This window comes from Natrinema marinum (assembly GCF_024296685.1).
GTDB lineage: Archaea > Halobacteriota > Halobacteria > Halobacteriales > Natrialbaceae > Natrinema > Natrinema marinum.
Genome location: NZ_CP100763.1, coordinates 1,561,749 through 1,580,076, shown reverse-complemented (window position 1 = coordinate 1,580,076; position 18,328 = coordinate 1,561,749). Strand labels below are relative to the sequence as shown.

18 protein-coding genes are annotated in these 18,328 nt (G+C 67.4%); 9 read left to right on the top strand and 9 right to left on the bottom strand.

Going from position 1 to position 18,328, the window contains the following annotated elements; translation table 11 throughout:
* Window positions 1–48 precede the first annotated feature (48 nt).
* The 3 genes from NKH51_RS07815 (at window position 49) to NKH51_RS07805 (ending at window position 2,496) form a co-directional block, all read left to right on the top strand.
* Entirely contained in the window at window positions 49–1,716 is a 1,668-nt protein-coding gene (locus NKH51_RS07815) for a COG1361 family protein (RefSeq protein WP_254764699.1), read from the top strand.
* 202 nt (window positions 1,717–1,918) lie between these two features.
* Complete coding sequence (locus NKH51_RS07810) at window positions 1,919–2,122, top strand: hypothetical protein (protein ID WP_254764698.1); 204 nt, start codon at window positions 1,919–1,921, stop codon at window positions 2,120–2,122.
* A 170-nt stretch (window positions 2,123–2,292) separates the two neighbouring features.
* The gene (locus tag NKH51_RS07805; protein WP_254764697.1) at window positions 2,293–2,496 is read left to right on the top strand and encodes a VNG_1110C family protein; all 204 of its coding nucleotides are present in this window, start codon (window positions 2,293–2,295) and stop codon (window positions 2,494–2,496) included.
* 27 nt (window positions 2,497–2,523) lie between these two features.
* Here the strand turns inward: NKH51_RS07805 and NKH51_RS07800 are convergent, their stop codons facing one another.
* A complete protein-coding gene (locus tag NKH51_RS07800) occupies window positions 2,524–3,831 on the bottom strand; it encodes a tRNA(Ile)(2)-agmatinylcytidine synthase (protein WP_254764696.1) in 1,308 nt (435 codons plus the stop codon).
* Between the two features lie 162 nt (window positions 3,832–3,993).
* Between NKH51_RS07800 and NKH51_RS07795 the strand changes: the two genes are divergently transcribed.
* Window positions 3,994–4,959: a transcriptional regulator gene (locus NKH51_RS07795; RefSeq protein ID WP_254764695.1), complete on the top strand. Its 966-nt coding sequence runs from the start codon at window positions 3,994–3,996 to the stop codon at window positions 4,957–4,959.
* Window positions 4,960–5,148: 189 nt separating this feature from the next.
* On the opposite strand, the gene NKH51_RS07790 is transcribed toward NKH51_RS07795, so the two are convergent.
* A complete protein-coding gene (locus NKH51_RS07790; protein ID WP_254764694.1) occupies window positions 5,149–5,406 on the bottom strand; it encodes a glutathione S-transferase N-terminal domain-containing protein in 258 nt (85 codons plus the stop codon).
* Between the two features lie 70 nt (window positions 5,407–5,476).
* Window positions 5,477–6,940, bottom strand: a complete 1,464-nt coding sequence (locus NKH51_RS07785; RefSeq protein ID WP_254764693.1) for an NCS2 family permease — start codon at window positions 6,938–6,940, stop codon at window positions 5,477–5,479.
* A gap of 201 nt (window positions 6,941–7,141) precedes the next feature.
* Here NKH51_RS07785 and NKH51_RS07780 point away from each other — a divergent pair, with 201 nt between their 5' ends.
* The gene (locus NKH51_RS07780) at window positions 7,142–7,804 is read left to right on the top strand and encodes a potassium channel family protein (RefSeq protein ID WP_254764692.1); all 663 of its coding nucleotides are present in this window, start codon (window positions 7,142–7,144) and stop codon (window positions 7,802–7,804) included.
* Between the two features lie 138 nt (window positions 7,805–7,942).
* Here NKH51_RS07780 and NKH51_RS07775 read toward each other — a convergent pair whose 3' ends face one another.
* Window positions 7,943–9,022, bottom strand: coding sequence for a DNA methyltransferase (locus NKH51_RS07775; protein ID WP_254764691.1), 1,080 nt, complete (start codon window positions 9,020–9,022; stop codon window positions 7,943–7,945).
* A 101-nt stretch (window positions 9,023–9,123) separates the two neighbouring features.
* Here NKH51_RS07775 and NKH51_RS07770 point away from each other — a divergent pair, with 101 nt between their 5' ends.
* Both NKH51_RS07770 and NKH51_RS07765 read left to right on the top strand, forming a co-directional pair.
* Window positions 9,124–10,116 (top strand): calcium/sodium antiporter, encoded by a 993-nt coding sequence (locus NKH51_RS07770; RefSeq protein WP_254764690.1) that lies wholly within the window; start codon window positions 9,124–9,126, stop codon window positions 10,114–10,116.
* A 95-nt stretch (window positions 10,117–10,211) separates the two neighbouring features.
* Complete coding sequence (locus tag NKH51_RS07765; RefSeq protein WP_254764689.1) at window positions 10,212–11,288, top strand: glutathione S-transferase family protein; 1,077 nt, start codon at window positions 10,212–10,214, stop codon at window positions 11,286–11,288.
* A 44-nt stretch (window positions 11,289–11,332) separates the two neighbouring features.
* On the opposite strand, the gene NKH51_RS07760 is transcribed toward NKH51_RS07765, so the two are convergent.
* From NKH51_RS07760 to NKH51_RS07745, 4 genes are all read right to left on the bottom strand, one after another.
* Window positions 11,333–11,644, bottom strand: a complete 312-nt coding sequence (locus NKH51_RS07760) for a DUF7535 family protein (RefSeq protein ID WP_254764688.1) — start codon at window positions 11,642–11,644, stop codon at window positions 11,333–11,335.
* A 97-nt stretch (window positions 11,645–11,741) separates the two neighbouring features.
* A complete protein-coding gene (locus tag NKH51_RS07755; RefSeq protein WP_254764687.1) occupies window positions 11,742–12,548 on the bottom strand; it encodes an NAD-dependent epimerase/dehydratase family protein in 807 nt (268 codons plus the stop codon).
* Between the two features lie 225 nt (window positions 12,549–12,773).
* Window positions 12,774–13,787: an alcohol dehydrogenase catalytic domain-containing protein gene (locus NKH51_RS07750; protein ID WP_254764686.1), complete on the bottom strand. Its 1,014-nt coding sequence runs from the start codon at window positions 13,785–13,787 to the stop codon at window positions 12,774–12,776.
* Window positions 13,788–13,956: 169 nt separating this feature from the next.
* Window positions 13,957–15,234 (bottom strand): DUF7405 family protein, encoded by a 1,278-nt coding sequence (locus NKH51_RS07745; RefSeq protein ID WP_254764685.1) that lies wholly within the window; start codon window positions 15,232–15,234, stop codon window positions 13,957–13,959.
* 286 nt (window positions 15,235–15,520) lie between these two features.
* Between NKH51_RS07745 and NKH51_RS07740 the strand changes: the two genes are divergently transcribed.
* On the top strand, window positions 15,521–15,967 hold the full coding sequence (locus NKH51_RS07740) for an SRPBCC domain-containing protein (RefSeq protein WP_254764684.1): 447 nt from the start codon (window positions 15,521–15,523) through the stop codon (window positions 15,965–15,967).
* A 44-nt stretch (window positions 15,968–16,011) separates the two neighbouring features.
* On the opposite strand, the gene NKH51_RS07735 is transcribed toward NKH51_RS07740, so the two are convergent.
* Complete coding sequence (locus NKH51_RS07735) at window positions 16,012–16,671, bottom strand: HAD family hydrolase (RefSeq protein ID WP_254764683.1); 660 nt, start codon at window positions 16,669–16,671, stop codon at window positions 16,012–16,014.
* Between the two features lie 138 nt (window positions 16,672–16,809).
* Between NKH51_RS07735 and NKH51_RS07730 the strand changes: the two genes are divergently transcribed.
* Complete coding sequence (locus tag NKH51_RS07730) at window positions 16,810–18,324, top strand: HTTM domain-containing protein (RefSeq protein ID WP_254764682.1); 1,515 nt, start codon at window positions 16,810–16,812, stop codon at window positions 18,322–18,324.
* Window positions 18,325–18,328: the final 4 nt, after the last annotated feature.

Genomic DNA, 18,328 nt, shown 5'->3' with positions numbered 1-18,328 from the left:
CGCAAACTTTTCCATAGCTATTCCCTCCCGTATATGGAATGACATAGCATGCGGCGGCGGGACTACGTTACCACGGTGGGCAGTGGTGTGGGGGCGCTCGCGACGACGGGTCTCGGAGGGGCACAGACGGATCGACTAGATCGCGTCTGTCCGGCGAATCGCGCGACGGCCGTCCGACCCGGGGCGCAGGTGGTGTTCGAAGCCGCGGCGTCGTCGAGCGTCGATCCCTCGACGACCGACTGGCGTATCGAGGGCGCGGGCGCGGCGGAGATCGTCGGCGGTGCACCGTTCTGGAGCTACACCCATCGAACTGGGAACCCGGCCGTGTACGCCCAGTTCGACGACCCCGGAACCTACCGGGTCGTCGCGACCGTCGGCGGAGCGTCGGTCGCTTGGCGGGTCGCCGTCGCCGAATCCGCACCGGCAGCACCGAGCGGGACGGTCACCTGTGACCCCGAGCCGGGGACCACGATCACGACCCGCGACGAGATCGCGGTGACCGCGACGGCCAGCGACGGCGATGGGGCGCTCGAGCGGGTGCTCTGGCAGGAAGGACGAAACGCGACGTACGTCGATACGAGCGGTATGTCTGGGGCGGAGGAGACGGTCACGTACACGATGGTCGCGGGGAACGCGATCTGGTTTATCGGCGGCTACCCGATGATGGCGTGGCTCGTCTGCGACGACGGCCGGGTCTCGGTCGCCCGCACCGATGGCCCGTCGATCGATGCGTTCCGCGACGTCGGGATCACCGGCACGAACGCGCCGGTCCGCGCGGGCGAAGAACTCGTCGTCGAGGCCGACGTCTCGATCCACGGCAGTTCGACCTACCACAGCTTCGTCACGGCGAACCCCGAACTAATCGTTGGGCACAATCCCACCCGCGTCGACGGCACGACGATCGAGATAATGGCGGGGAATGCCGCGACCGTGCGACTCGAGTTCACGACGGCCACGGTCCGCAACACGCAAACGTTCCCCGTCCGCGTCGAGACTCGCCACGCTGCTTCGGAGACGGACGTGACCGTCGTCGGGACCGAGGACGCCGGCGAGCACGGGAACCTCGCGGTGACCGGCCTCGAGACGAACGCGCCGGTGACGGGCGGCCAGCGCCTCACGGTGACCGCGACGCTCTCGAATACGGGTGACGGGCCGGCCGATCGCGAGGTCGAACTCGTGGTCGGGCACGATCCGACGACCGTCGATAGTCGGCGGGTGACCGTCGGTGCGGGCGCGTCGACGACCGTCACGCTTGGCTACGGGACCTATCCCGTGCGAAACGACGACGAGTTCCCCGTGCGCGTGCGGACCGGCGACGACTCCGCCTCGCGGTCGGTGCTCGTCTACGGCCGCGACAGCGATGGCGACGACGGGGCCGATGGCGGTGACGGCGGCGACGGTAACACCGGCACGGCGTCGTTCGCAGTGTCGATCACGGGAACCAACGCACCGGTGACCGGTGGCGAGCGGCTCTCCGTCACCGCCGCAGTCGAGAACGCGGGCGATGCCGCAGGGACGCACACGATCGAGTTCGTCGTCGGCAGCACGCCCGAAGTGGTCGACACCGCGAGCGTGAGTCTCGCGCCGGGCGAGACGGCATCGGTGTCGCTCGGCTACGAGACATACCCCGTCAGAAACGACGACACGTTCCCGGTGACGGTGCGATCGCCACACTCGAGCGATACGCGGACGGTGACGGTTTCCGGAACGAACTGAGCGACCGGTCGACGGGTCGCCAGTGTCGCCCACTTTCGTTCGGTACTCCCTCCGTACGACCGACGGCTCGGTTCCGAATCGACGGCCGTCGGTCACCGGAACGAAACACTCTCGAGGCGATGTATTTGGGAGGGGTCAGAGACGGCGTGACCCCAATTCCTTTGGAGGATAATTCAAGCCCGATGCCGGTGAAGCGTGTGACATGGCGGCAAACAAGAGTGGGCCAACGGAGTCGGGGTCGGCACAGACGGATGCAAAGCGGTTCCTCGTGCAGTGTGACGGCTGTTCGTTCGAGCGGTCGGCCGACGGCCGCGAGGAAGCGACGCGGATCGGGACCCACCATCGACGAGAGACGGGCCACGAAATCGTCGCGGTCGAGTTACCCCCTAGCGCCGACTCCGCGTGAGACGACACCGAACGGAACCGCCCCCGGACTAGCCGTCAGCATCCGCCACGGACCGCTCCACTCCTCTCTCACAATGCTCGAAAGCGCTGTTTCAGCACCTCAAGCGTGCCATTACCGATACCAACCGGACTTCGATACACCTAACCGATAGGCGGGGGAATCGCTTATGCATGCCAGACGCGTCACAGCTGCGTGACAGTACCCAGATCGTCCTCCCGCGGGAGACGCTCGAGGGGCTGGAGCCGCGGCTGGACGAGGAGTTCACGGTCACCGTCGTTCCGGCGGGCGACGACCACTGCCGGATCATCGGCAGCCCCGTCGAGATCAAGTCGGCCGGCGAGTTCCTTGCGCGCAACGGCGTCAGCATCCGCTGAGCGGGAGTCGTACCCGCCCGGCCACACCTACCGTTCCGGATGCGTCGGCGCGTCGAACCCGCCGCGGACCAGCGGCTTCGCGATATGTCGTCGCGCACACGGGGGCACCTCGTACCAGCCCGGTTCGAGGTCGCGCTCGAGTCGCCGCGTCGCTTTCTCCGCCGCTTGCGTCCCACAGTCACGACAGCGGTAGCCCTGATCGCGACCGGCGCTCTCCATCGTCCGACCGCAGTCGGTGCAGGTCGGCGTGACTCGCTCGCTGCTGACGAGATCGCGGACGGCGAACTTCTCGAGTTTCAGCGTCCCGCGGCTCACTTCGCCGCAGGCCGTGACTCGGTCGCCGACGCGGAGCGCGCGCACGCGGTCGCGAAAGCGCTTCGTCGGTTCGAAGGCGGCACAGGGGAGCCGTTCTCGCGCGGGCGCGCCGTCGTCCGCCGCGTCGGTCGGCGACTCGAGGTCGACGAAGACGTGCCCGCCGCGGCGGGTTTCGGGCTCGCTCGCGACGCGACCCTCGAGCCGGTAGGCGCGGCCGTCCTCGACGGTCCCGATCGACCCCCGCTGGAGGTGCGCGTCGGTCCCCTGGTTGGTGACGAACAGTCGGCTCTCCGCGACGGGCTCGCTCTCGATGTCGGCCGCGACCGATCGGACCGCGTCCGGGTCGTCGCCGCGGATCCCGTGCAGGATCGGGCCCGGCGTGTGAGGGACACAGACTGCCTCGTCCTCGCCGCGGTCGACCGTGTCCCACACCGCCGGATACCCCGCGTCGGCCGCGGCGAAGACGCTCTCGTGGTCGACCTCGCGGGGCGTCCCCCAGCGGTCGGGCTCGCGATAAGAGATGTATTCGTAGGTCCACTCCTCGAGGGCGCTCCAGGCTCCGATCGCGGCCAGCGCGCCGATCCGACCGCGGCCGTCGCCGGCGTGCCACGACCGGTACCCGCGGCGCTCTAACAGGTCGACGGCGTCGGCGATCTCGAGGTGGTCGCGGATTGCCGCTTGCGAGAATCGGCAGACATCGTCGGGAACCGGCGCGTCCTCGGGGGTCGCGTCGGCCACGACCAGTCCGGGGTTCGTCCGCTCGTCGCCGGTTTCGGCGAGCGTCTCGAGGCGGTCGCGAGCGAGCGCGAACGCGCGTCCGGGATCACAATCCGTGTGGATCGCCAGGGCGGCGTTGCCCCGCGTCTTGTACTCGACGGCGGGGTTGAGTCGGACCAGCAGAACGCTCGAGACGGTTGCCGACTCGGCCGTCCGGAGCCGCTGGGCGACCTGCGTGGCGACGTAGGTCGTACACATTCCCCGCTCGCGCGAGTCGGTATCGTCGATCCCGACGACGGTCATCGGCGGTGTTTGTCGGCCGGTCGGGTAACCCCTTTCGGGATCGGTCCCGCGGTCGGTGAAACCATCTATAAAAGTATTCTCCCGGTACGGCCTCGAATCGCGACACGGCAGACGGACAGATCGGGGAAAACGTCTTATAGGAGGAATCGCTTACGTCCCCGTATGTCCCGCTCCGCACTGGTCGGCAACGTAACCGCGATGTTAGAGGACGCGGGATTCGTGGTCAGCGACCGGTGTGCGATCCGGCCGAAGAGCTTCGACATCGCTGCACGACGCGGCGACGACCTGATCCTCGTCAAGATCCTCGCGAACATCGACGCGTTCAACGAGGCGACCGGCCACGAGATGCGCCGCCTGGGGACCTACCTCCAGGCGACGCCGCTCGTCATCGGTCTGCGCAGCCGCGACGAGGACCTCAAGCCCGACGTCGTCTACTTCCGCCACGGCGTCCCCGTCTTCAGTCCCGACACGGCGTACAACCTGTTCATTGAGGACGTGCCGCCGTTGATCTACGCCGCCCCCGGCGGCCTCTACGTCAATATCGACGGCGACCTGCTGGCCGACGAGCGCCAGGACCGCGACTGGAGCCTGGGCCAACTGGCGAGCGAACTCGGCGTCTCCCGGCGGACCGTCTCGAAGTACGAAGACGGGATGAACGCCTCCGTCGAGGTCGCGATGGCCTTAGAGGACCTGTTCGAGGCCCCCCTCACGAGCCCGGTCGACGTGCTCGAGGGAGCCGACGAGGTCCACGAGAGCGACGCGACACCGGACGATCCAGAAGCGGATCCGGACGACGAGCAGGTGGTCGCGGTCCTCACGCGGGCCGGCTATCAGGTCCATCCGACGGTCCGCTCGCCGTTTACGGCGGTCAGCGAGGACGAAGACGACAGCGACATCGTCCTCACCGGCCACTCGAAGTTCACCAAGGCGGCCGAAAAGCGCGCCCGGATCATGAGTTCGATCGGCCACGTCACCCGGACGCGGTCGGTCTACGTCGTCGACCGGGCGAAACAGGAGTCCGTCGACGGCACGGCGCTGGTCGAACGCGACGAACTCGCGGAACTTCGCAACGCCGACGAACTCAGAGACGTGATCCGCGAGCGCTCCGAGCGCGAAGAAGCGGCCTGAGACACTCGTCTATCTCCTGAACGGCGGTCGATACGCACTTCCCCACCAGTCAGTACGTCAGTAAACGCTGCTCGAGGCGGTCGTTCGTCACACTACCGCTCGAGATGCTCGCTCGTCGCGCCGATTCCGTTCGTCCGCCGGCTCCGTCGTGGATCGGTTTACGGGCGTCACCGACCGCCGAGGGCGACGTTACGCCGCGCCGTCGCCGTAGGTCTTCTCGAGGTAGGCGACGATGTCGTCGCTCTCGCTCATTCCGTCGACGCCGTTTGCCTCGTCGACGATGACCGGGACGCCGGTCTGGCCGCTGACCTTCTCGACTTCGGTCCGGTCATCGTGGGACCGGGGAACCTCGATGGTGTCGTAGTCGAGCTCGAGTTCGTCGAGCTTCGAGCGGACCTTCGCGCAGTACGGGCAGCCGGGGAGCTCGTACATCGTGATCTCTGCCATGGTGACGGATGTAGGGGTCTCGAGGCGTAAGAACGCACGGGTTGCGGCGGTTCGAGTAGGTTCCCGCGGCTCAGCCGAGCATGCCGCTCGTGTAGACGTAGAAGTAGCCGACGAGGGCGACGGCGATTGCCCACTGGCCGAGGCGGACGTCGTCGTGTTCGCCGATCGCGGTCTTGACGAGCGGGTAGGCGATGATCCCCGCTGCGAGCCCGTTGGCGATGGAGTAGGTCAGCGGCATGATTGTGATGGTCAATCCGGCGGAGACCGACCACGCCGGATCCTCCCAGTCGACATCGAGGACGCCCTGGAGCATGATGACGCCGACCGCGACGAGCGCGATGAACGAGGCGTAGGCGGGGATAGCGGCGACGACCGGTACCGCGACCAGCGACAGCGCGAACAGGACCGCGACCACGAGCGCGGTGAAGCCGGTCCGACCGCCCTCCTCGACGCCGGTCGAGGACTCGATGTAGGTCGTCACCGTCGAGGTGCCGACCATCGCGCCGACGGTGGTCCCGACGGCGTCGGCCATCAGCGGCTTGTCCATCTCGGGCAACTCGCCGTCTTCGTCGAGGAAGCCGCCGAACTGCGAGACGCCGATGAGCGTCCCGGCGGTGTCGAAGAAGTCGACGAAGAAGAACGTGAACACGACGAGCGCAAACGTGAGCGGATCGACGTCGCGTAGTCCCTCGACGAACGCGCCGACCAGCGGCGTGATGTCGTAGTGGGGCGAGGTCACCGCCTCGAAGGTGAGCTCGCCGGTCTGGCTATCGAGCAGCGTTTCAGGCGCGATCGCCGACGCCGTCGAGACGCCCGCGAGCAGGAGCGCCCAGCCGGCGGCGGCCGTGCCGAGAATGCCGACGATGATCGCGCCTTTCATCCCGCGCGCCCAGAGGACGAACGTCAGGAAGAGCCCGGCGAGGCCGAGGATCGCAGCGGGGTTCTGTGCGATGTCCCCGAGCGTGACCAGCGTCGCGGAGTCGGCCGCGACGACCTGCATCTCCTGGAGACCGATGAAGAGGAGGAAGACGCCGATACCCGCGCCGACGGAGTACTTCACGGGTTCGGGGAAGAGGTTGATGACGTACTCTCGAGCCCCGACGGCCGTGATGGCGATGAAGATGATTCCCTCGACGAAGACCGCCGCGAGGGCCGTCTGCCAGGGAATCCCCATTCCGATCACGACGGTGAACGTAAAGAAGGCGTTCAGCCCCATGCCAGGTGCGAGCCCGAACGGCCGCTTGGCGTACAGCGCCATGACGAGGACCGCGACGACCGACGCGATGATCGTCGCGATCGCGAGCATCTGAAACACCTCCGTCGAACTGTAGGTGCTCCCGTCAATGGTCGTCTGCTGATTGAGTCCGCCTTCGGAGTTGAACCCCATGATCGCCGGCAACAGCACCGTCGGGTTGACGACGATGATGTACGACATCGCCAGAAACGTCGTGATCCCCGCGATCAGTTCGGTCGTGAAATCTGTCTCGTGTTCGTCAAATTCGAAGTACGCCGCGAGTTGGTCGATGGCCCCCATATCGGATGCTCGAGCGTAGCAAGACAGGTTAGTTAAAGATTCTTGTCCGCATCGACGGTGAGCGCCATACCGTTCACAAATATGTGCGGAATAAAATACGTTCGGTCGCTCTCCTATTCGCGAGTTCGCGGCGCGTCTCGAGGGGCCGCCGATCCCCGCACGGACCAACGTATTTGACTCCCGAGCGCGTATCGATGTATCATGATGTTTGTTATCGTGGGATATGGCCGCGTCGGCTCGCGGACAGCGACGATCCTCGCCGAGGAGGGTCACGAGGTCGTCATCGTCGACGACGATATCGATCGGATCGAGCGCGCGACCGACGACGGTTTCGAGACAGTACGGGGCGACGGCGCGGACGAGGAGGTTCTCGTCGAAGCTGAGATCGAAGCTGCAGACGCGATCGGCGCGTTCACACCCGATCTCAACGTCAACTTCGCGGCCTGCATGGTCGGCACCCACCACGGCTGTCGGACCGTGCTGCGGATCGACGAGGACTACCGCGAGGACATCTACGAGAAGTACGCCGCGGAGGTCGACGAGATCGTCTACCCCGAACGCCTCGGCGCCGCGGGCGCGAAGACGGCGCTGCTCGGCGGCGACTTCAACGTCGTCACCGACCTCGCGGCGAACCTCCAACTGACCGTCCTCGAGATCACGGACGGCTCGCCCGCGGTCGGCAAGCGGATGAGCGAACTCGAGTTGCCCGAGTCCGCGCGGATCTACGCCCACGGTCGCGCCCGCGAGCCGCTGACGATCCCGCTGCCGGGGACGGAACTCGCGGTCGGCGACGAGGTCGCGGTCATCACTGAGACCGATCGTGCGGACGCGGTTCGGTCGGCGCTGCTGCCAGCGAGCGCCTGATTCGAAAGGAGAGGAACGGGAGCAGGCGCGCGGACGGATGGGGAGGGGTGGGGAAGCCGTCGGCGCGCCTGTTCGTTTCGTCTCGCTGGACCCCAATAAAACCGCGTCAGACGGTCGGCCGACGGAAGTCCGACGCCGTCACGAGTCGCCCTCGTCGCCCGACTCGAGGCGGAAGACGAGGACGTTCTGGTGGACCATCGAGGGGACGAACGAGAACGGGTAGCCGTAGACGTGGAGGTCCTTCGACGGATCGTACCAGATCAGAGTAGCGGCGAGCGTCACGGGCGCGGTCTCCTCGATGGCGCGCGCGAGGTCCGCCGAGAGGAACTCGTAGGACTGCTCGCGGTACATGTCGCCGATGAAGACGACGAGGTGGCCGTCGGGCGCGACCGCGTCGGTGAACCGATCGAACTTCGCGGCCATGTCCTCGAGCCAGTCGGCTTTCGTCTCCCACTCGCTGTCGGCGGTGGACGGGTCCGCATCGGAGGCGCCGTCCTCGTCCGCGTCGTCGCCGTCCGGGTCGTCGAACGATCCCAGTTTGCTCTCGCGCGTGCGGCGCTCGTTGCGTGTCTGCTCGAGTTCGTCCATGTGCCAGTAGGGCACGTCGGTCAGCAGGAGGTCGACCGAGTCGTCGGGTACCTCGTCGATCAACTCGGCGCAGTCGCCGTGGCGCACGTCCTGTTCGGCCAGCGGCTGTTCGCCGCGGGCGCGGCGCTCCTCGTTTTCCCGCTCGAGGACGGTGTGGTAGATATCGATCCACCGTCGGGTGCGCTCGAAGCCGATGGCCTCGCGGCGGCCCGTCCCCTCGTGTTCGCAGAAGCTCGCCCCCAGTAAGGTGCCGCCGACGCCGGCGAAAGGGTCGAGGACGGTGTCGCCGGCCTTGCTGAACCGGCCGATCAACTCGGCACAGAGCCGCGGGGGCTTCTGACCGCCGTGTTCGCTTCGCAGGTCGTGTTGCACGTCCGTGGGGTAGCCCTCGGCGATCACCGACTTCGTGGCGTACTTCCACTCCTTGCCGGTGAGGTCGTTTACCCGGTTGCGCTCGTCGTAGATCCCCCGCCCCTCGACGTAGCGCTGGTGATCGGCCAGTTCGTCGGTGTCGATCACCTCGCCGTCCTCGACGGGTAACGATTCCTCGCGTGCGCGATCGGCGTCGAACCCGCCGTCGTCGTCCGTGAACAGCCGGCTCTGTCGATGCCGGTCCCCGTCGTCTGCCATTGCCTCGAGTGCTCACCGGGACCGCTTAAACGCTTGTGGCTCCGGCCGGCCGAGTCGGGTCCCCGGCGTTTTTCCGCTTCCGCAGAAAACGACTGCTGTCGATGATGCTCGGAGACGCGGCGTCGCTCGTCGTCGGTGTGCTCGCCCTGTGGCTCGGCGCGCGGCTGCTCGTGACCGGTGCCGCGAGGCTCGCGAGCGCGGCCGGCGTCTCCGCCCTCGTCGTCGGCCTCACGGTGGTCGCGTTCGGGACCTCCGCGCCGGAGATCGTCGTCTCGACCGGAGCCGCGCTCGAGGGCCGCGGCGGCGTCGCGGTCGGCAACGTCGTCGGTTCGAACGTGTTCAATCTCGGGGTGATACTCGGACTCGTCGCCGTCATCGCGCCGTTTCGCGTCGCCGAGCAGTTGCTTCGTCGGGACGTCCTCGCGATGGCCGCGTCGACGGTCGTTGCGGCCGCCGTCCTCGCGACCGCCGTCGTCTCGCGCCTCGAGGGTGCGGTCCTCCTGCTATTACTGGGCGCGTACCTCGGGGCGCTCGTCGTCGCGGTTCGGAACGTTGGTGACAGCAACGCCACGGATGGCAGGGAAGCTGCGTCACACGAGTCCGCCGACGGCGCGTCGACCGCAGAGGTGGCAAGCGGTGAGGTCTCGGTGCGGTTCGGTCTCGAGGTCGGCCGCGTCGTCGGTGGCCTCGCGCTGGTGATCGTCGGCGGTCGGCTGCTGGTCGACGCGGCGGTCGGGCTGGCGCTGGCCGCCGGCGTCTCGGAGTGGGTCGTCGGCGCGACGGTCGTCGCGGCCGGTACGTCGCTGCCGGAACTCGTGACCTCGGTGGTAGCCGCTCGCCGGGGCGATACGAGTATCGCCGCGGGTAACGTCGTCGGTTCGAACGTCTTCAACGTCCTCGGCGTGCTGGGGATTGCGGCCGCCGTTCGCCCGTTGGCGGTCGATCCGGGCGTCTTCCTCGCGTTGGCGTGGCTCGCCGTGCTGACAGTGTTCGCGACGGCCGTGCTGGCGACCGGGCGGCGACTGACCCGCCTCGAGGGTGCCACTCTCGTCGCGTTCGGTGCGGGGTACTGGATCGTCAGCATTGCAGGCTGACTCGCAAGGTCGCACGGCCGGCCGGTAACGGCGACGCGAGCCAGTGACGCGAGTGTTAGCGAGACCATTTATGCGCGGCTCCCTCACGTCGCGGTATGAACATGCTCGTCGACGGCGAGTGGCGGACCGGCGCGTACGACTCGACCTCCGACGACGGCTCGTTCGAGCGCCAGGAGACATCGTTCCGGGACGAGATCCGCGACGATCCCGACGCGCGATTTCAGCCCGAAGCCGACCGGTACCACCTCTACGTCTCGTACGCCTGCCCGTGGGCCCACCGAACGCTCGTGACGCGGGCGCTGAAGGGACTCGAGGACGCGATCTCGGTCTCGGTCGTCGACCCCTACCGCGGCGACGACGGCTGGCAGTTCACACCCGAGAAGGCGGGCTGTACGCCCGATCACGTCCACGGCGCTGACTACCTGCGGGAGCTATACGTGAAGGCGGACCCGGACGCGACCTGCCGCGTGACGGTGCCGGTCCTCTGGGACAAAGAGGAGGACACCATCGTCAACAACGAGTCCGCAGAGATCATGCGGATGCTCGACACCGAGTTCGACGAGTACGCGACGCGGGACGTGGATCTGTATCCCGAAGGCTATCGAGACGACGTCGACCGCATCATCGACGAGATTTACGAACCGATCAACAACGGCGTCTACCGCGCCGGCTTCGCGACGAAGCAAGGGCCCTACGACGAGGCGGTCGACGACCTCTTCGCGGCGCTGGACCACTGGGACGAGGTGCTGGCAGACCAGCGCTACCTCGCGGGCGACCGCCTGACCGAGGCCGACATCGCGATGTTCACGACGCTCGTCCGCTTCGACAACGTCTACCACACGCACTTCATGTGTAACGTCCAGTATATCCGGGAGTACGACAACCTCTGGCCGTATCTGCGCGATCTGTACCAGACGGGCGTCACCGACCGAAGGGAGGAGACGCCGAACGAGCGAACGGGGAGCGAAGCGACCCGTGAGACGCCCGGCGTCGCCGAGACCGTGAACATGGACCACATCAGGGAGCACTACTACACGACTCACCCCGACGTGAACCCCCACCGGATCGTCGCCCGCGGCCCCGATCTGGACTTCGAGGCACCGCACGACCGCGACGAACTTCCCGGTGGGCCGCCGTCGGACCTCGTCGCGGCGGCCAGCGCCGACGACTAAAAAAGCGCGCTCGAGAGAGACGAGAAACGAGAGGACGAACGCCCTTACGACTCCGCCGCTGTCTGGTCGGTCTCGGCATCGGCGGATTCGGCGTCGTCCGGTTCGGTCTCGTCGGCTTCGGTCTCCTCGGCCTCGAGCCGACTCGATCCGGTGTGGCCGGTTTCGCGCCGCCAGTTTTCGAAGCTGTGCTCGTTGTCCTCGTCCGAGACGAACACCTTCCAGAGGATCCACGCGGGGATGAGGACCGGAAGCAGCGGGAGCAACATGATGACGAGGATCGCGGCCATCACGTAGCCGAACAGCGACATCTGTGTGTTCGGCCCGTAGCCCGTCGACTCGGACACCTTGACTGACATGTGCGACGCTACGAACGTGTCGCTATTCCGTCTTTCGAATCCGTGAATCGCTCGCGAGGACGAACGAGCCGCGCGTTCGATGGCCGACTCACGGAACTCACGCCGTCTCGAGCCCGTCGCGCCCGTTCGACACGTCGCTCAGCACGGCCTCGGCGTCGTCTCGCGGCCGGTAGCCGAGCGCCTGCATGGTCTCGGCCAGCGAGAGGAACCGTTCGGCGTTGTCCGAGATGCCGTGGGCGATCAGCGGCGAGCCCTCGAGCGTCGCCGTCGCCGCCGCCTCGAGCAGCCGCCGGCAGTCGTCGGGGCTGAGCCACATCGCGCGGGCGTAGCGCTCGCCGGCCCCGTCGCGCTGGTCGCACTCCCGGCGGAGTTCGTCGCGGCTGAGCAGCCACCCGATCCGCAGGTTCACCACGTCGAACCCGTGGCGCTTCGCGTAGTACGAGCCCATCGCCTCGCCGAAGACCTTCGTGACGCCGTAGTAGGTATCGGGATCCGTCGGATCCTCGGGTCGGACGATTTCGGGGCTCCCGACCGTCGACTCCGGCCGGATCGGCGAGACGGTGTTTCGCATGTTGACCGCGTGGTTCGAACTCGCGAACACCACCCGCTCTACGTCGTTTTCCGCCGCGGCCTCGAAGGCGTTGTAGAGCCCGTCGACGTTCGGCCCGCGCACCTCGTCCCACGACGCCCGCGGCGAGGCGTTGGCCGCGAGGTGGATCAGCACGTCCTGGTCCTCGAGCGCGTCGGTAAACGCCGATGCGTCGGTGATCTCGAGGGGCTCGGACTCGAGATCCTCGGTCTCGCTGTGGGTGAAGAGCGTGAGGTCGTGGTGGTCGTCCGGGAAGGCGTCGATGGCCTCGCGGCCGACGTTGCCCGCCGCGCCGGTGATCGCGATGTTCGTCATACGGGACGGACAGCGAACGGGCTGAAATAGGTCGGGCCAGCGCCTTCTTGCCTCGTCCGAAGAACTGGTCCGGAACGAATAACGGCCGTACGCGCTACGAAAGAGGAGAGTGTCCACGATACGAATTCGGACAACACGATCCCGAAAGCGCCGTCGCCCCTTTCATTCCCGCCCGGCGGTGGGAAAGTCGGTCAGCAGAAATACGGCGGCGGACGGGGCGCGAACCTACGGTTCGACGACGATCTTACCGACGCTGTCGCGGTTCTGCATGGCCGCGAAGGCGTCGTCGGTGTCCTCGAGCGGGTACGTCTCGTCGATCGCGGGTGCCAGTTCGCCGTCGGCGGTGAGCTCGACGAGCCGCCGGAGGTCGTCCTGGGTACCCATCGTGGAGCCGATGACGCGCTTGTGGCCGAGGAAGAGGTTCGCCACGCGGATCGTCGACTCGCCGCCGGCGGTGCGGCCGCAGACGACCATTCGACCGCCGCGGCGCATGACGGCCTGACCGAGGTCGGTGAACTCACCGCCGAGGTGGTTGATCACCGCGTCCGGTTCGCCGATCGCATCGACCGCCTCGCGGATCTCGTCGATGTCGGTCGATTCGATGCCGTGATCGAGCCCGAGGTCGCGCACGCGCTCGAGTTTCGACGCCGACGAGGAGGTGCCGATCGTCTCGGCGCCGAGGATCTCTGCGAGTTGGATCGCGGCGACCCCGACGCCGCCGGTCGCGCCGGGGACGAAGACGAGATCAGTGGGGCCGACCTCGGCCCGTCTGAGCATGTGGTAGGCGGTCATGTATGCCGTCGGGATCGCGGCGGCGGTCGTCGCGTCGACGCCCTCGGGCAGCGGAATGAGCCGGTCGGCCTGCACGCGGGCGGTCTCGGCGAGCCCGCCGTGGTACAGCGAGAACCGTTCACACATGTTCTCCGGGCCCTCGTGGCAGAACCGACAGGAACCGCAGGTCTGGTTCGGACAGAGAACGACCCTGTCGCCGGGCTCGAGGCCGCGAACGTCGTCGCCGATCTCGCTCACGACGCCGGCCACGTCCAGTCCGGTGACGAACGGCAGGTCGTCGGTGTCGACCATCGCGGAATCGCCCTCGAGGATCCAGAGGTCGTGGCGGTTGATCGCGCAAGCCTCGACGTCGACCAGCGCCTCGCCGGGGGCGGGCTCGGGGTCGTCTCGCTCGATCACGCTCACTCCCTCGGGGCCGGTCAGTTCGGTGAAGGCTGCGGCTCGCATCGGTTTTAGGTGGCTCTCGAAGGCAAAGACCCTAGGGAAGGCGGAACCGATCGCTGATCGATCGGCTGGCGCTCGCGGCTCGTGTGCATCCGGTGCAGGGATCGTCGACTCGATCGACGGTCGCCTCGAGCGCGATAGCCGGGCGAACAAACGAGTCTGCGAGAGTCCGCTACTGCGGGTTCGGCGCGGGCAGGGATCGAAGTCCTCGCGGTGGAACGAGGTAGTTCGCCCGGTTGCGGACGGTGAGATACTGGAGGATACCGTTGTTCGTCAGCGGGCCGACGGCTCCGTCGGTGAGATCGGAGCCAGTCATCGCCTCGCGGGTCTTCACGAAGTCGGCGATCGAGCGCTGTAGTGAGAGGAAGTGGGTACTTGCCGTGTCGTCGTCGGTCGAATCGAAGTCCCGCCGGAGGAGGATCGGCTCGCCGTCCTCGCGGGCGCGGGCGGCCTTCTGGGCGTGGCCGACCGTCCCCTCGTTGCGAGCGTCTTCGGCCGCACTGCCGGAGATTTCGGTGATCCCGCTCGAGTCGCCGAGATTTTCGCCGACCCCTTCGACGAGGTCGTCCGCCGCGTGGGTCGGCGAGAACATCTTGGCGACGCGCTGGCTGCGGCTGTCCTGTTCGTACCACTGGTGGAGGTGCAGTTGGATCTTCGAGAGGTGGATCGTCGTTCCCCCGGCGAACGGCCCCTCCGGGATCGTCACGCGGTCCTCGCTCGCCTGATTTTGCTCGAAGCCGGTCTTGAAGCCCATGAACATCGGCGCGTCTTCGGGGACCGGATCGCTGTCCGGAATGCCGCCGACACCGGACTGGCGCTCGGCCGGCATCCCGGCACCGATGAAGCCGGACCGGCGCTCGCCGACCTCGAAGACGCCGTCGAACGTTCCCGCTACCTCGAGGCCGTTCAGTTCTTCGAGTTCGCCCGTCAGGGCCTCCTCCGCGCTCAGGGTGACGTGGCCGTAGTCGCTGGCCAGGTGGAGCAAGGCGTCGTACTCGTCGAGTTCGGGATCTTCGATCGGCGCGAGCGCTTCGGGGTCGGGGAGGTCGACGCCCCGAAGATCGGCGTCGAACCGGTCGAAGTACGCCGGGCCGTAACCCATCGCGAACACCAGCCCATCGTTCCCGCGCTTGTAGGCCCGCTCGAGCGTCCGGAACGCGGCCTCGAGTTGCTCGCGCTCGGCGGCCGCGTCGGCGGGGCCGTCGCCGACGTACTCGAGGCCGAGCAGGAGGTGGTGTTCGGGCGGGCGGACGTTGCCGTGATCGTCCGTCGAGAGGAACTCGTTCCAGGCGTGCTGGCGGCGGGGGAGTTCGTCGGGCGAGCGAGTGGCCCGAGGGACGTCCTCGGGTTCCTCGCGCTGGAGGCAGGCGGAAAGCGCGCTCGCGCCACCGATGGCGACTGCGCTTCTGACGACCGCGCGCCGAGAGAGTCCACGATCCGATCCGTCCATGTGCGGTTTTGAGTGCCGGTCGCAGAAGGGGGTTGCGGTCCGACGGGTTTCGATCACGCGGCGATAGCAGTCACACGCCTATTTCCTCGAGTTAAGAGCCCGAAACGCGTAACCTCTCCCGACTGTGCACCGCCCCCTCAGTGGTGAGTTCCGGGAGGAACCGGCGGCGCGCTGGCTCGATGAACCGGCGGTTCAACGACAGCGCGCTCCGCTGAAATGATCGATGCACGGACCGTCGCGACCGGTGACCGATATAGCCATGCTATCGCGTGACGTGCATTACCGCATGGACGAAGTCGAGGTGTTCGTCGAGATCGACGCGCCGCCCGCGGTCGTCTGGGACGCCCTGCGATCGTTCGAGGCGTATCCGGAGTGGGACCCGATCGGTCGGACGGTCGAGGGCGTGAGCGTCGGGCGCGACGACCGACGGGGCTGGAGCCCGACGCCCGGTCGCGGCCGTCGATCAGTCGAGTCGTCGGTGGTCGCGGTCGAGCCGGACCGACGGCTCGCCTGGCTCGACCGGTTCGTCGTCCCTTTCGCGCTCGATCGTTACCACGAGTTCCGCCTCGAGCCGATCGAGGACGGTCGGCGCACGCGCCTGCTGCAGCGGGAGACGGTTCGTGGCGCGCTCGTCCCGCTGGTGTTCGACCGCGCCCGCGTAGAGCGGGCGTTCGTCGCGATGAACGAGGCGATCGCGGCGCGGGCAGAACGGGCGGCGACCGCGACCGCCTGATTCAGTCCGATTCGGTTGTCTCCTCGTCGGGACGTGCGACCCCGTCAGATCAGGTCGGAAAGCGCCGCAAGCGACTCGAGTTCGTGTGTCGGCTCGGTCGACAGCTCGTAGCCGGCCCGGTGATCGCGTCGGAGAAAGACCGCGTCGATCCCCACCGCGTCCGCCGCGCCGATATCGGCCCGGCTGTCGCCGACGAACAGCGGGTTCTCGACGCCGAGGTCCGCGAGCGCTCGCTCGAGGTAGTACGGCGTCGGCTTCTTGCGTTCGATCCCCTCGAGCGTCGGCTCGCGGCCGTACCAGACGTCGAACGGTTCGAGTTCACAGTGCTCGAGGATGTTCGCGATCGTCTCGTGCTGGTTGTTGCTGACGATCCCGGTCGGGATCGACAGCGACTCGAGCGCCGTCACGTCGTCGTAGGTCGCCTTTCTTCCCGACCGGAGTTCCGCGAGTTGGGCGTCGATCGCGGCCGTCTCCCGGGCTCGCCAGAGCCGGTCGGGATCGATACCGTGTCCGTCCGCGACCCGGCGTAACGAATCGACCGTTGGACCGAGTAGCGTCTCGACGTGGTCGACGGGCGGGTCGGCCACGCCGACCATATCGAAGGCGTCGCGCATCGCGTCGACCAGGACGGGCCGATTCGTCGGCGTCGTCAATACGCCGTCGTTGTCGAAGATGACCGCGTCGTACGCCGTCCGCGTTCCCATACGAGTGCCAGTAGGACGCGACGGGATTTCGATGTTGTGCCCGCGGTCGGCGATCGGTTCGAATTTTCGACAACGGACTGTGAGGGAGAAAACACTTATATCACTCCTGACAATCAGGAGTCGGTTCCACCGGTCCCCATGTCACCTCCGCACCTCGAAACAACGGCTTCGGACCGTGGCGAGACGCCGACACGTTGGCTACGAGCGGCCGCCCGGTCACGCCTCGGCATCGATCCGCGAGCGATAGCCGCGTTCCGCATCGGCCTGGCGCTCGTCGTCCTCCTCGACCTGCTCGTCGTTCGAGCGCCGGGGATACGAACGTTTTACACGGATGACGGCGTCTTGCCCCGATCTGCGCTCGCGGAGCTGTCTCCCGGACTCGCGCGGTGGTCCCTCCACGCACTCTCGGGCGCAGCGTGGGCCCAGACCCTGCTGTTCGCGCTCGGCGCTGTGGTCGCCGTTTGTCTGCTCGTCGGCTACCGGTCCCGACTCGCAGCGCTCGCCTCGGCGCTCCTCCTCGCGTCGCTGTACGCCCGCAATCCGTACCTGGTCAACGGCGGCGATACGATCCTCGTCTCGCTGCTCCTGCTCGCCGCGTTCCTGCCGCTCGAGTCGCGGTGGGCGCTCCATCGTCGCCCGCTCGAGCGCGGCTCTGCCGCCGAGCGCGCGTTCGAAAAGCCGCGCGTACTCTCGGCGGCGACCGCGACGGTACTCGTCCACGTCGCGGTCGTCTACGCGCTCAACGCGGCCCTCAAGTTTCGAAGCGACGCGTGGATGCGTGGCGTCGCGGTCCGGCGCATCTTCCAACTCGAGGACTTCGTCTATCTGCTCGGGCCGGCCGTCGCAGAACTCTCCGCGGTGCTCACCGCGATCAATTGGCTCTGGACCGGGGTGTTGACCGCGTCGGTGTTGCTCGTCCTCGCGACCGGCCGACTCCGAACCGCGATCGTCGCCGCGTTCGTCTGCGCTCACCTCAGCATGGCCGCGACGATGCGATTGGGAGCCTTCCCGTTCGTTATGATCGCCGCGCTGCTGTTGTACCTCCCGTCACCGGTCTGGGACCGCCTCGACCGGCTCGTTTCGGGGAGTCGGCTCGAGCGCCGTCTCTCGTCGTTCCCCGTGGGCCGAAACGACGACGCCGGATCGCCGCTGCCGCGTTCCGTCTCTCCTTCCGTTCGACGCGGAACTCGCCTTCTCGCGACGATCTTTCTCGCCGGATTTCTCCTCGCGGTGATGAGCTGGCAGCTGGCCGCGATGGGATTCGTCGACGCGCCGTCAGACGACGAGGGAAGCGTCCTCGAGCGCTCGAGCTGGGGCTTCTTCGCACCGAATCCACCGGACTCTTACAGCTGGTACGTCGTCGAAGCCGAGCGCGGGGCCGCGCCGGCGATCGATCTGGTCGACGGGGAGGCGGTGGACTTCGACCGCCCGCCGAACGCCATGAGTCGGTATCCGACGACGCTCTGGAAGCGGTACGGGACGAAGGTCCAGGGTGCCGACGCCCACCTCGAGCCGGCGGCCGCGTACTTCTGCGAGCGCGCTCCCGACGGCGTCAAGTCGGTGACCGTGTACCGTTTCGAGCAGCCGGTCGACGCCGATGGGCCGGTCGGTGATCCGAGCCGACACGAACTGGTCGCCGCTGCTTGCGACTGACCGA